This is a genomic window from Rhodococcus sp. RS1C4 (assembly GCF_002258225.1).
GTDB classification, from domain to species: Bacteria; Actinomycetota; Actinomycetes; order Mycobacteriales; family Mycobacteriaceae; genus Rhodococcoides; species Rhodococcoides fascians_E.
Genome location: NZ_NOXZ01000035.1, coordinates 57,609 through 71,448 on the forward strand (window position 1 = coordinate 57,609; position 13,840 = coordinate 71,448).

A 13,840-nucleotide genomic window follows, 5' to 3' on the forward strand; every position below is an offset into this window, starting at 1 on the left:
CAGGTGAAAGTGCTTGTCACACATGCATTTGTGCGCACTATAGGCTTTGACAATCATTTGCATGTACCTGTACTTCTTTGGAACATGATGAACAACCGCACCACTCGATCGCTCGGCGCCGTAGTTGCGCTGGGCACCTCGGTTGCCTTGTTGGCAGCCTGCTCCTCTTCTTCCGATTCGACCGACAGTGCAACCAGCGAAGGCTCGGCGGCAGCTGCCCCCGTGTCCAATTCCGCTGCGACGCCGCGCTTGACGGTCAGCTACGACGGCGGCGTCCTGGTCCTCGACGCTGCCACTCTCGAGACCGTCGACGACGTCACTGGTATCGACGGCTTCACGCGGCTCAACCCCGCCGGCGACGGCCGTCACGTCTTCGTCAGTGGCTCAGGTGCTTTCACTGCGCTCGATGCCGGTACCTGGACCTCGGGTTCGGAACACTTCACGTCGACGCCGGCGCTCACCGACGTCAAGTTCGACGCCACCACACCCGGACACGTCGTCCGGCACGACGGCAAGACCGTTCTGTTCGACGACGGTACCGGCAAGGTCGAGATCTTCGAATCCGCTGCGCTGCTCGAGGGTGAGAAGCCCGAGACCGACACCTACACCACGCCCGAGGCGCATCACGGTGTCGCGGTGGAACTCTCGGATGGCGCATTGCTCACCACCCTCGGTAACGAGGACGAGCGCACCGGCATCGTCGTCCTGGACGCCGACCGCAAGGAAATCGTCCGCAACGAAGACTGCCCCGGTGTGCACGGTGAGGCTGTTGCAGCCGACGAGACCGTCGTGGTCGGGTGCCAGGACGGGCTGCTCATCTACCGTGACGGTGCGATCACCAAGGTCCAGAGCCCGGATGTATACGGCCGCATCGGCAACCAGGCCGGCGACGAGGACTCACCGGTCCTGCTCGGCGACTACAAGGTCGATCCCGACGCTGAGCTCGAGCGTCCGACTCGTGTTTCGCTGACCGACACCGTGAGTGGTGAACTCACGCTCGTCGATCTCGGAACCAGCTACACCTTCCGCTCGCTCGGACGCGGACCGGCAGGCGAAGCGATCGTACTCGGCACCGACGGTGCGCTCCACGTCATCGATGTGAACAGCAAGTCCGTCACGCAGACCATCCCCGTCGTCGACGCGTGGGAAGAGCCGGTCAAATGGCAGGAGCCGCGCCCGGCGTTGTTCGTCCACGAGGGAACCGCCTTCGTTTCGGACCCGGCAAAGAACTCGGTCCACGCCGTGGACCTGTCCACGGGTGAGGTCACCCAGACGGGCGAGCTCGCCCACACACCCAACGAGCTGACGGGTGTGACCGGCTAGATCCTTGCAGGCGCAACATCGGACGAACCATGCCCGGTGTCGGTGATAAATCACCGACACCGGGCTTGTTCGTTGTCGAAGGACCCTTCCCATCCGGACGAAGTGTGTGTAACTTTGGTTACCAGCAAGCATGATTGTTTCCGAGTGGATGGGCTGCCACCAGGCGTATCGCCGGTGACGGACGGGAAGAGGATCGCATGGTTACAGTTACCGGCAAGAGCACGTCACGTGCAGGCGGGTCTACCAGGCTTCCGGTCGAGACGTACCGCGAGATGCTCGACGTCCTGTCCGAAGGTTCGGTGCGCCGGAACTTCGACCCCTACCGAGACATCGACTGGGACAGCGAAGAGTTCCAGATGTTCTCGCACGATCCGCGGTGGATACTGCCGAACTACCATCCGCTCGGCGGGACTGCGTGGTACCAGCAACTTCCGCGCGGACGGCAGATCGAGGTCGGACACCACATCCAGATCAACTCGGTCAAGGTCGGTGCCGCGTTCGAGAGCATCCTCATCCGCGGAATGATGCAGTTCATCATGAAGATGCCGAACAACTCGCTCGAGTTTCGGTACTGCCTCCACGAGATCACCGAGGAGTGCAACCACATTCAGATGTTCCAGGAGTTGGTCAACCGATCCGGGGCCGACGTGCCGGGAATGCGCACCGACTTCCGCCTCGCTTCACCGACGATGGGCATGTTGGGCGCGGCGTTTCCCGTCGTGTTCTTCATCGGAATCCTCGCGGGCGAAGAGCCGATCGACCACTGGCAGAAGGAAGTCATCCGGCAGGGCAAGGATGTTCCCCCGGCGATGTTGCGCACCATGGAGATTCACATCGCCGAGGAAGCGCGCCACATCTCGTTCGCGCACCACTTCCTCCGTCAGCACTACCCGAACCTCGGCAGAATCAACAAGTGGCTCGTCTCGGTGTCGACGCCGATCATCATGCGCTGGCTTGCCGGCGTGATCATGGCGCCGCCGCGCAGACTGGCCGCAGACCTGGACATTCCACGTTCGGTCGTCAAAGAGGCGTACTGGGGTGGCCCGGTGGGCAGCAACCAACTGCAGTCCTACTTCGGCGACGTCCGAATGCTGGTCGACGAGATCGGCATGACCAACCGCACGGCCAAGTACCTGTGGAAGAAGCTCCGCATCGACGGCTCGGTCTCCCGATTCCGCGGCGAGCCGGACCGTTCCGCACTCGACTGAGCCACCGCGTATCGCGACGAAATATCAGAGTTTTGCTCGAGCTCGCCACACGCCCACTCGCGCAATCAGCAGATGATTACCGCAGAGTGTCCATCTGGCGGTAGGAATCCCCCAGGTGGTCGAGGTGCTTTCGCATCAGGTCCATCGCGCCCATGGAATCGCCGTCGGCGACGACGTCGGGAATCGCGCGATGGTCGTGGTCGACGCACGTCCAGAAGCCGTCCGGGGCGTGGTCGCGGCCGAACCTGCCCGACAACACCCGGAAGACGGGTGCAGTGATCAACTCGAGCAGCGGGTTCTGGGCCGCGCGGAGCAGGACCAGGTGGAACTCCTGATTCTTGGTGAACGTTTCCGGACCCTGGGCGTCGGTGGGGTCGAAGATCGTCTCGCGTAGCTGCGCGATGTGCTCGTCGGTGCGACGGAACGCGGCGATTCCCGCGGCCGGCACCTCCATAAGGTTGCGCACCTCCATCAGCTGATCCACGGTCACGGTCTCCGCGGCTGCCATCAAGGCGACGCCCGTTTCCAGGTGGGCACTGATGTGCCCGACGGTGGGGGCCGAGACGAAGCTGCCGCCGGTGACTCCGCGCGTCGTCTGAATGAGATTCTGGCTGGCCAAAGACCTGAGTGCTTCGCGAATGGTGCTCCTGCCGACCCCGAACTCTGCGGTCAGCTCGGCATCCCCGGGCAGCCGTTGACCTGGTTGAAGTTCTCCCGACAGGATGCGCTCACGCAAATGCGTGGCCAGGACTGCATACGCAGGTCCGCTTTTCGGCACCGTATCGGTCACGTCGAGGTCCTCACTGTCCGTTCGTCGCATAGTTCGGTCACACAGTCCGGTAGCAGAGTCCGGTTGCCGATGAGCCTAACCTCTGGAACGCGGACCAGCTGGGCGAATCATCGGTTCTTTTGCAGTGACATGCCCTGGCCGAACCGGTGGGAGGTGCTCGCCGGAGTCTCTGTAAAGCAGAAACATCAGAGGTATTGCGTTCGCCGGGATCGGCAGGCACTATGACTCGTGTCACCTTGCATCAGTGATCCACGACACTTGCAGGGTCGAAAGAGCCTACTCAGCACCTCTCCGCTCCACAGTGGGCGCCGGCAGAAACGGAAGCTTTGATGAAACGAATTGGAGTCGATGTCGGAGGAACGTTCACCGACCTCGTGCTGTGGGACGACGACGGCACCGTCGTGGTGCACAAGACGCCGTCGACCAATCACGATCCCTCCATCGGCACCATGGACGGCATCGCCGTTCTCGCCGAACGAGCGGAGATCGATCCGTCGGAGATCGACATGTTCTTCCACGGTACGACGGTGGCGACGAACATCGTGCTCGAGCACAACGGATGCGACGTCGGCATGATCACCACCGAAGGTTTCCGCGACCTTCTCCACATCGCCCGCAAGAAGCGCCCGCTCAATTACTCGAACTACCAGGACCTTCCGTGGCAGAAGTGGCAATTGGTGCCGCGCCGTAACCGGCGCGTCGTACCGGAACGCATCGATGCCGCGGGCACCGTCCTGACTCCGCTCGACGAGGACGCCGTACGCGAGCAGGTGCGCCTGCTGAAGCAGCGCGGAGTGCAGGCGATCGCTGTCGCGTTCCTGCACTCCTACCGCAACCCGACGCACGAGCAACGCGTCAAGGCGATCATCGCCGAGGAATTCCCCGATGTGTTCGTCTCCCTCTCCAGCGAGGTCGCACCGCAATACCGCGAGTACGAGCGCTTTTCGACGGCTGCGCTGAACGCATTCATCGGCCCGAAGACCTCCAAGTACATCGCGAACCTGGCAGGCAAGGCGCGGGATGCCCAGGTCGGCGAGGACGTTCACCTGATGACCTCCGCGGGCGGCCTCGTGACATCGCGCAGCGCGAGCGAGATCCCGGTGTCGCTGCTGACAAGTGGTGTCATCGCCGGTCTGCTCGGCGGATGCGCAATCGGCAAGGCGTCGGGATATCCGAGCGTCATCACCCTCGACGTCGGTGGCACCTCCGCCGACGTCGGCGTGGCACCCGACGGTGCACTGCGCATGAAACACCTGCTCGACACCCGCATCGGTGACTACCACGCCATGGTGCCGATGGCCGAGGTCGACACCATCGGTGCCGGTGGTGGATCCATCGCTGTCGTCGACGACGGTGGCATGTTCCGCGTCGGGCCGCGCAGTGCGGGAGCCGTGCCGGGTCCTGCCTGTTACGACCGCGGCGGCACCGAACCCACCTCGACCGACGCCATGGTGTCGATGGGCTGGCTGCGCGAGAACAGTTTCCTCTCCGGCACCATGGAAGTGAAGCCCGAACTCGCCCGTGAGGCCATTCAGTCCCACATCGCGGACAAGCTCGGCACCCCGCTCGACGAAGCGGCAATGGGCATCTTCAAGATTCTGGCGCACTCGATGACCGAGGCCATCAGCCTGCACTCCGTGCGCAAAGGGTATGACCCACGCGACTTCTCGCTGATCGCCGAGGGCGGCGCCGGGCCTCTGTTCGCATGGCAGATCGCCGACCAACTCGGTATCCCTCGCGTGATCGTGCCGGGCCACCCCGGCATCACCTCGGCCGTCGGGCTCCTGACCACCGACATCCGTTACGAGGTGCCCACGACGGTGTGGACGTCGTCGGCCGACCCGGACATCGAACTGGTCGCGTCGCAGATGGAACGGTTGTCCCAACAGGCGATCGCGCAGCTCGAAGCCGACGGCGTTGCCGCCGAGAACATCTCGCTCGAACGTAGCGTCGACTGTCGGTACGTCGGCCAGGGTTACGAACTTCGCGTCCAGGCACCCGACGGCGCCATCGACGACGTGTGGATCAAGACCACCGCCGAGGCGTTCCACGAAGCCCACGGCCGTACCTACTCACAACGCTTCGACGACAAGCCTGTGCAACTCATCAACATCAGGGTCACCGGCGTCGGCGCGGTTCCTCACGTCCGCATCGCCGACATCGAGAAAGGCGGCGCCGACGCGTCGGCCGCGATCAAGACCACGACGCAGGCTCTCTTCTGGGCCGACGAGACAGCCAAACCCGAGTGGGTGGAGACGCCGGTCTACGAGCGATCGCTGCTGCTCGCCGGCAACACGTTCGACGGGCCCGCCATCGTCGAACAGTTCGACTCGACCACCATCGTCGGTATGAATCAGCGCGCAGAAGTCGACGCCGTCGGCCACATCATCATCGAGAGGAAATCCGCATGAGCAAGGCGCTGATGCCCAAGACCGGAGTGTCACTCGCCGGTGAGGCGACACGAACGTGGAACGACGTCGAGGTCGACCCGATCACGTTGCGTGTCATCGGTGGTGCACTGCAGTCCATGGCCAAGGAAATGGCGCAGGTCCTCTACCGAATGGCGTATTCGAGCCTCATCCGCGAGTCCGAGGACCTCGGCGCGGGCATCTTCGACGTCAACGGACGAGAGCTCTGCGAATCGGATTCCACACCCATGCACTGCGGTTCGATTCCCGCCTACATTCGCGGCGTCAACCGTCGGCTCGCGGGAACGTACAAGCCGGGCGATGTCATCCTGCACAATCATCCGTACCACGGGGCGGCGCACTCGCCGGACTACGGCGTGATCATCCCCATCTTCTGGCAGGGCGAGCACATCGGCTTCGCCGGCTGCACAGGTCACGTATCGGATGTCGGGGGAAACTTCCCGGGACTGTGCATGGATGTCGTCGACGTCTGGGCCGAAGGCAAACTCATGGACTCCATGAAGATCTACGAGGCCGGAGTTCGCAACGACTACCTGATCCAGCACATCCTCGACAACGTGCGCACGCCGGAGCAGAACCGCGGCGACCTCGAAGCCCTCATCGCCTGTTCGCGGATCGGGGAGAAGCGATTCACCGAGCTACTGGAGAAGTACGGCCTCGACACCGTCATGAGTGCCGGTGAGCGGTGGATGGACTACTCGGAGAAGATGCTGCGCAACAAGATTCGGGAGATACCCGACGGCAGCTACTCCGCGCCCATCGGCTACCTCGACGACGACGGCAAGAACCGCGGTGAACCGCTTGCGGTGGCCGTGCGAGTCCAGGTCGACGGCGAGGACATCCTCATCGATCTCACCGGGTCCAACAGTCAGGTGCCGACGGCGTTCAACGTCCCGTTCGAGGGTTCCGTTCTACCCGTGGCTGTCTCGGCCATCCGCACGATTCTGCTCGACGAGGACGTCACCGAGGAATTCGTGCCGCAGAACGACGGGTGCTTCCGTCCCGTCAAGGCATACGCACCCGAGGGAACCATCTTCAATCCGGACTTCCCGGCCTCGTGCTTCGCTCGCTTCTCCCAGGTCAATCGAGTGTTCGACTCGATCAACCTGGCGCTTGCATCAGTACTTCCCGATCACGCCGTCGCCGGTTCGTCCGCCGCGCTGTGTGCGATCGCGTACTCCGGGATCGCGCCGGACGGCGAATCCTATTGGGTCTACATCGAAATCAACGAGGGATCCTACGGCGGCCGGAACGGCAAGGACGGGATGGATGCCGTCGACGCGTTGATGGCCAACACCCGAAACAATCCGATCGAGGAACTCGAGCTCAATCACGCGATGCGAGCCCTGCGATACGAACTGCGTGACGAGGCCCCCGCTCCCGGGCGGTGGCGCGGCGGCATCGGCAGCGTACGCAAGTGGCTCATGGAGACCGACACGTTCCTCGGCTCGGAAGCAGACAATCGCTCCGACGCCCCGGCCGGCGCGCTGGGCGGGCACAACGGTGTGTCCGGATCCTTCACCCGCAACGCCGGGACCGATCGCGAGGAAGTGCTGTACTCCAAGGTCACTCAGGAAACCATCCGGGCCGGCGACACCCTCGAGATCAAACTTCCGTCGGGCGGCGGTTTCGGAAATCCCTTCGAGCGTGACCCGTTCCAAGTGCTCAGCGACGTGTGGGACGAGTACCTGACCGAGGAAGACGCGCGACGTGACTACGGTGTGGTCGTGAACACCGAGAACTGGACCGTCGACGAGGAAGCAACTGCGGGCCTGCGCGCCGGGAGCGCGGCCTGACCGATCTCGGCGCGGTCATCACCTGGTGTGACCGCGCCGGGTCAGGCACCGGCCCCGTGGCCGGGATGAGAATCGGCGTCAAGGACAACATCGACGTCGACGGTGTGGCCACCACGTGCGCATCGAGATTCTTCGACGGGCACGTGGCGAATCGCGACGCGGAGGTCGTCGCTCGACTGCTCGACGCGGGTGCTCGGATCACTGCGAAGCTGAACATGGCCGAGTTCGCGGTCGGCGTCACCTCGCAGAACACCGCGGCCGCCGTCCCTCGAAATCCGTGGGACACGAGCCGGGTACCCGGTGGCTCCAGCGGGGGATCGGGATCCGCTGTATCCGCGGGACTCGTCGACGCATCGCTGGGAACCGACACCGGAGGTTCGGTCCGGTTGCCGGCGTCGGCGTGCGGTGTCGTCGGACTCCGGCCGACCTGGGGAGCGATCAGCAACGACGGTGTGTTCCCGGTCAGCGAGGAGTTCGACACCGTCGGGCCGATGGCACGGACGGTCGACGGTGTTGCCCGGCTGTTCACCGTCCTCGCCGACCACCCGGGATCGGCTGCACCGACAACCCGGCGGATAGGTGTTCCCACCACGTTCTTCACCGACGACGTCGACAACGGTGTCGCCGACGCCGTCCACGTTGCAACCCGAGTTCTGGGAACCCTCGGCTACGACATCGTGCCGATCGAGATCCCGGGCGTCGCCGACGCCCAGGACATCGTCTACACCATCGTCTACTCGGACCTGGCGCACCGGCACCGAGCCCGCGTGGACCGACAACCGGAACTGTTCCAGCCCGCGACACTCGAAAGAATCTCCCTCGGGCTGAGCATCTCCGATGCCCAACGGGCGGCCGCCGTCCGCGGTCGAACGGAGTATCGCACCGGACTGAAGAAGGTGTTCACGGACGTGGACGTGGTGCTCACCCCCACGATGCCGGTGGACGTTCCCCGCATCGACGGGGGAGACGACGTCGTCGCCCAGTCTCGCCGGATGGGTCAGTTCAGTTACCCCTGGTCACTGCACGACGGTCCCACTCTTGCTGTTCCCGTCGGATTCCACTCCGGCTCGGGTATGCCGGTGGGAATGCAGCTCACCGCCGCCGCCCACCACGAACAGCAGCTGTTCGACATGGGTTCGCGCTATCAGGCGGCGACGGACTGGCACACCCACTCACCTGGGTGAGCTGGAGCGTATGGTTGTAGATACTTTATGAAGTATCTACAAAGGAAGTAACCATCATGTCCGTGTTGGAAGCCCAGCGTTACGTCCATGTCGTTGCTCCGCACCAAGCGGAGACCGTGGACGAGGCACGCGCACCCGAGCCGGCGGACGACGGCGTGGTCGTGGACATCAGGTACTGCGGGATCTGCGCGACCGACACCCACGGGTACTCGTCGGCTGCCCTGCCCCCGGCTGTGTTCGGCCACGAGTGGACCGGAACGGTCTCCGCGATCGGCAAGGACGTCACGACCGTTGCTGTCGGGCAGCGGGTCGTCGGCGGAGTGGGCCCAGCATGCGGGCGGTGCCCTCAGTGCACGGCAGGACACGCAGCGCACTGTGATTTGGCGTTCGCCGAGGCCAACGGAATCACCGACGACGCACCGGTGCACGGCGGATTCGGCACCACGCTGACCGTCTCGGCCCGTCGCGTGGTCGCGGTGCCCGACGCGCTCACGGACGAGGAAGCCGCACTCGTGGAACCGGCGACCGTGACTTTCCATGCAGTGAAGCGGACCGCCATGACGCTCGGATCGACCGTGGTGGTGCAGGGAGCCGGGCCCATCGGCTTGCTCACGGCGCAGCACGCCCGCAACGCCGGTGCCGGCCGGGTGATCGTCTCCGAACCGTCACCGCATCGCCGCGAGCAGGCGACGCGGCTCGGGTTCACCGACGTGGTGGAACCGGCCGACCTCGATCGCGTGCTGCGCGGAGCAACCAACGGACTCGGTGCCGACGTTCTCTTCGAATGCACCGGAGTGGCAAGTCTTCTCCAGCCGTCGGCACAGTTGGTTCGTCGGGGTGGAGTGCTGTCGCTGCTGGGCTACCCGGGAACGGACTCGCAGGTGAGCTACGGCGACTGGCAGAGTCGCGAGCTCACGGTCATCGGATCGCTGGCGTACTCCCACGAGGACTTCGTCGGGTCGATGACCGCGATCGCCGAGAAGCGACTCGATGTCGCGTCTCTGCACACCGGCACGATCGGGCTCGGGGAGTTGACCGACATGTTCGTCGAGCTGGATTCGGGACAGAGCACCCACGCGAAGGTCTTGGTCGATCCTCGCCGCTAGCGCCTTGTGTGAGTGGAAATGTGTCCTCCAGGACACATTTCCACTCACCTAGGGTCAGTCGGCGTTCGTCGTCGCGCCCAGGAGGTCGCGAACCCGATTGGCGACGGTGATGAACTCCGGCTGTTCCATGGTGGAGCTGTAATCTCGCTCGACAGGGAGGTCGACGTCGAGGATTTCGACGATCCGGCCGGGTCGCGGGCTCATCACGACGACCCGATTGGCCAGGTACACGGCCTCGGCCACGGAGTGTGTCACCAGCATCACCGTCGTTCCGGTTTCGCGCCAGATGCGATGCAACTCGACGTTCATCTTCTCTCGGGTGAGAGCGTCGAGAGCGCCGAACGGTTCGTCCATCAGCAACACTTCGGGCTCGTGCAGCAGGGCGCGGCACAGCGAGACTCGTTGCTGCATACCGCCGGACAGTTCGTGGGGGAGTGCGTTCTCGAAACCACTGAGGCCGGTCATCTCGATCAGCTGGTCGGCTTTCGCGGCTGTCTGCTTGCGGTTCATGCCACGCATCTCGCCCTGCAGCAGGATGTTCTTGCGGACGGTCCGCCATTCCAGAAGTGCGGCGCGCTGGAACACGTAACCGATGCCCCGCTGCGGCCCCTTCACCTGCTTGCCGCGCAGGCTCACACTGCCGGAACTCGCATTGGTCAGTCCGGCAACAACTTTCAGCAGCGTCGATTTGCCGCATCCCGACGGTCCGGCGATGGAGACGAACTCTCCTTCTCCTACCGTGAGGTCGACATCGCTGAGCGCTGTCACGTCACCTCGTTTGGAGGAGAAGCGGACGCTCAGGTCGTCGACGGCCACTGCGGTGTCGGTCAGGACGGTTTTCGGTCGATCGAATGTGGCGGTCATGTCCTTACCTCACTGCTCGGTGGTCGTGGTGAAGGTGGAATCCCAGTACTTCGACGGCTCGTCGGCGCTCTCGAGGAGGCCGGCGTCGGAGAGAACGGTGATCGTGGACACCCAGTCCTCTTCGGAGTTGACGCCCGGCGCGTTGCCTTCGGTGTTGGGGGTGGTGAGCAGCGGGATGGTTTCCTGCCACTGCTGCAGCAATACCGACTCGGGCGGGGTCTGCGGGTCCTTGCCGACCATGGAGGCCACTGCCGCCTCGGGGTTGGCGATGGCGGCTTCGAAGGACTCGGTGGTGGCGTCGACCATGGCCTGGACCAACTCAGGGGAGCGTTCGATGGTCGACTCGTTGGCGATGAGACCGTTGCTGAAGAAGTTCAGGCCCGCGTCGGAGTACTTCAGGTACCGCATCTCGCGGCCACTCTTGTTCGCGATGTTGGGGCCCTGATCGTGTGCGAAGCCGATCAAACCGTCCACCTGGCCGGACAACATGGCGGCAACCTTGCCTGCGGAGTCGAGGCTCTGCTGGGACACCGAACTCTCCTCGACGCCGACGGCATCGAGATAGATGGGGAACGTGGTCGTCGGCGCATCGCCCGCGGAGACTGCGATGGTCTTGCCGGCGAGGTCGGCCGTGGTCTGGATGGGGCCGTCGGCGTAGACCTGGACGGCCGAGGGGGTGGTCTGCAGGAAGACACCCACGCTCTTGATCTGTACGCCCTTGTCGATGTTGGACAGGACGGCCGCGGAGTCGGCCCAGCCGAAGTCGGTCTGGTTGGATCCCGCTGCCTGCGCGGTCTTGGTCGAGCCCTGGCCGGCGGTGATGGTCAGATCGATGCCGTGCTTGGCGAAGATCCCCTCCTGGACGCCGTAGTAGAACGGGGCGTGCTCGCCGTAGGGGTACCAGTTGAGCATCAGTGATGTCGCCGTGGTTTCACCGTCGGTGCCGGGAGCCTTCTCCTCGGCGCCGCCTCCGCTGCAACCGGCGAGTACGAGGGACGATGCGGCGGCCGCCGCGATGACGAGTTTTCCGAGTTTCATTCGATTTCTCCGATGTGTCAGACGGCGGACGCGGATGCAGTGGATCGACGCGACGCGTGCCAGGGGATGAGGAACTTCTCTGCGATCTCGATGATCATGAAGAGGATGATGCCGAGGGCGGACATGATGATCAGCGCCGCGAACAACATTGCGGTGTCGATGTTTCCGTTCGCCTGGAGGATGACGTAGCCGAGTCCTTCGTTGGCTCCGACGAATTCACCGACGACCGCTCCGGTGACGGCGAGTGTCGCGGCGATCTTCAGTCCGGACATCAACTGCGGCAACGATGCCGGGAACCGGACCTTGCCGAAGGTCTTCCATTTGCTGGCGCCCATCGTGGAGGTGAGTTCGAGGATCTCGGGGTCCACCGAACGCAGTCCGGCCATGCCGGCGATGACGATGGGGAAGAACGCCATCAACACGGCGACGAGGATCTTGGGGCTGGCTCCGAATCCGAGCCACACGACGAACAGTGGTGCGATGGCGATCTTGGGAATGACCTGAGCGAAGAGGATGAGCGGATACATCGTCTTCTCGATGCTCGACGAGTAGATCATCAGCACCGCAACAGCTTCGCCGACGAGCGCGGCGATCACGAATCCGGCGATGGTCTCGTACGTGGTGACCCAGGTGTGCCCGGCGAGGTACGAGGCATTGTCCGCCATTGTCGACCAGGTGTCGCTGGGCGACGGGAGGATGTAGGGCGCGACGAGTTCCGACTCGGTCACCGCCCACCATGCAGCTACCAGTACGGCCACGAGCGCGAGCGGGCGCCACAGTCCGGACCACGTGTTTCGGAAGGAGGGCAGAATGTTCTTGAAGCTCCGTCGATGATCCGTCGGCGCAGGGTGTGTTGCCGACGGCTCAGCGGAACGGATCTCGACCGACGTTGTTACCGCCATGAGAAGTCCTCGAGCTAGTAGTGGGCGGGCTACGACGCTCCCGCTGGAATGCGCTTTCCGAAGCTGAAGCGAATGTAGTGTGACCGCGCCCACACTGTCAAGAGTTCTTAAAGTTCACCTGGTCAGAGCGCTGCTCGCACGCAACACGACGGTGCCGGGGGCGTACTCGTGCGTGTTTTGCTCCCCGTCGAGAGCGAGCTTCACCGCACGCTCACCGATCTCCACGAGCGACAGGGCGACGGTCGTCAGGCTCGGAAAGTGATCCCGCAGCGTCGGGATGTCGTCGAAACCCGCGACGCAGATATCGTCGGGCACGCGAAGGCCCTGGCTGCGCCACGCCGCAATGGCGCCGATCGCCATCACGTCCGTGACGGCGAAGACGCAGGGCGGCGCGGTCTCGGAGCCGGGATGCAATTCCAGCGCCGCGGCGAGGCGTCGGGCAGCGCTGAAACCGCCGTCCCGTGAGAAGTCGCCCGCCACTTCGATTTCCGGGGCCAAACCGTGCCTGGCCAGGGCGTCGACGAAACCGTTTCGCCGGTCCACCGACGTGCGGATGTTGCCGGGCCCGCCGATGATCGCGAACCGTCGGTGACCCTCGCCGATCAATGCCTCGGCGAGTGCCGCTGACGCCACGAAGTTCTCCGGTTCGACGGCCGCGCCGAACGGTAGCGGTTGCCCGATGACCACCACTTTTCCGTCGTTCTTTCGATACGCAGCGAATTCCTTCTCCAGATCTCGATCCAGGTCACCGCTCTGACGCGAGCCGGCCAGAATGATGGCGTCGGCGCGGTGCGAGATGAAGGTGCTGACCGACTGGCGTTCGATGTCGAAATCGCGCTCTGTGCTGGCCAGGAGGACCAGCTTGCCGGCTGCGCGCGCCTCGTTCTGCACTCCGCGCACGATCGAGGAGAAGTACGGATCCGCAACGTCGTGGACCACCAGCCCGATCAGGCCGGTGGAGGACCGCGCGAGCGCCTGGGCCTGGGCATTCGCCACATAGCCGAGGTCTGCCGCGGCTGCGCGAACCCGGTCTGCGACGCCTTCTCCCGGGATTCGCGAGGAACCGTTGAGGACTCTCGACGCAGTGGCCTGGGAAACCCCGGCCGCCGCGGCCACGTCCTGCAGTCTGACTGCCGCCATGATCGATTCTCCTCGAGTTGCCGCTTGACCAACCGACGTGGACAGCATAGCTTGGAAAGC

The 13,840-nt window shown here is 64.2% G+C and carries 11 protein-coding genes; 6 read left to right on the plus strand and 5 right to left on the minus strand.

All coding sequences use genetic code 11. The features are described 5' to 3' along the window. Positions 1-84: 84 nt before the first annotated feature. A complete protein-coding gene (gene aztD / locus CH289_RS18295; RefSeq protein WP_094728336.1) occupies positions 85-1,323 on the plus strand; it encodes a zinc metallochaperone AztD in 1,239 nt (412 codons plus the stop codon). 197 nt (positions 1,324-1,520) lie between these two features. Further along, complete coding sequence (locus CH289_RS18300) at positions 1,521-2,531, plus strand: AurF N-oxygenase family protein (RefSeq protein ID WP_196248666.1); 1,011 nt, start codon at positions 1,521-1,523, stop codon at positions 2,529-2,531. Between the two features lie 76 nt (positions 2,532-2,607). On the opposite strand, the gene CH289_RS18305 is transcribed toward CH289_RS18300, so the two are convergent. After that, complete coding sequence (locus CH289_RS18305; protein ID WP_094728337.1) at positions 2,608-3,351, minus strand: FadR/GntR family transcriptional regulator; 744 nt, start codon at positions 3,349-3,351, stop codon at positions 2,608-2,610. Positions 3,352-3,650: 299 nt separating this feature from the next. On the opposite strand from CH289_RS18305, the gene CH289_RS18310 reads away from it, so the two are divergent. The 4 genes from CH289_RS18310 to CH289_RS18325 are packed head-to-tail and all read left to right on the plus strand — an operon-like array spanning position 3,651 to position 9,836. After that, complete coding sequence (locus tag CH289_RS18310; protein WP_094713473.1) at positions 3,651-5,732, plus strand: hydantoinase/oxoprolinase family protein; 2,082 nt, start codon at positions 3,651-3,653, stop codon at positions 5,730-5,732. Next, entirely contained in the window at positions 5,729-7,546 is a 1,818-nt protein-coding gene (locus CH289_RS18315) for a hydantoinase B/oxoprolinase family protein (RefSeq protein WP_094728338.1), read from the plus strand. The genes CH289_RS18310 and CH289_RS18315 overlap by 4 nt, the downstream gene beginning before the upstream one ends. Before the next feature lie 17 nt (positions 7,547-7,563). After that, the gene (locus tag CH289_RS18320) at positions 7,564-8,730 is read left to right on the plus strand and encodes an amidase (protein WP_256977336.1); all 1,167 of its coding nucleotides are present in this window, start codon (positions 7,564-7,566) and stop codon (positions 8,728-8,730) included. Between the two features lie 56 nt (positions 8,731-8,786). Beyond that, on the plus strand, positions 8,787-9,836 hold the full coding sequence (locus CH289_RS18325) for a zinc-dependent alcohol dehydrogenase (protein ID WP_020112988.1): 1,050 nt from the start codon (positions 8,787-8,789) through the stop codon (positions 9,834-9,836). Between the two features lie 54 nt (positions 9,837-9,890). Here the strand turns inward: CH289_RS18325 and CH289_RS18330 are convergent, their stop codons facing one another. The 4 genes from CH289_RS18330 to CH289_RS18345 form a co-directional block, all read right to left on the minus strand. Continuing rightward, on the minus strand, positions 9,891-10,700 hold the full coding sequence (locus CH289_RS18330) for an ABC transporter ATP-binding protein (RefSeq protein WP_033187835.1): 810 nt from the start codon (positions 10,698-10,700) through the stop codon (positions 9,891-9,893). 9 nt (positions 10,701-10,709) lie between these two features. Continuing rightward, positions 10,710-11,738 (minus strand): ABC transporter substrate-binding protein, encoded by a 1,029-nt coding sequence (locus CH289_RS18335; RefSeq protein WP_019666719.1) that lies wholly within the window; start codon positions 11,736-11,738, stop codon positions 10,710-10,712. 17 nt (positions 11,739-11,755) lie between these two features. Continuing rightward, a complete protein-coding gene (locus tag CH289_RS18340; RefSeq protein ID WP_094728340.1) occupies positions 11,756-12,640 on the minus strand; it encodes an ABC transporter permease in 885 nt (294 codons plus the stop codon). Positions 12,641-12,754: 114 nt separating this feature from the next. Then, complete coding sequence (locus CH289_RS18345; protein WP_037182292.1) at positions 12,755-13,780, minus strand: LacI family DNA-binding transcriptional regulator; 1,026 nt, start codon at positions 13,778-13,780, stop codon at positions 12,755-12,757. Between the last annotated feature and the right edge of the window lie 60 nt (positions 13,781-13,840).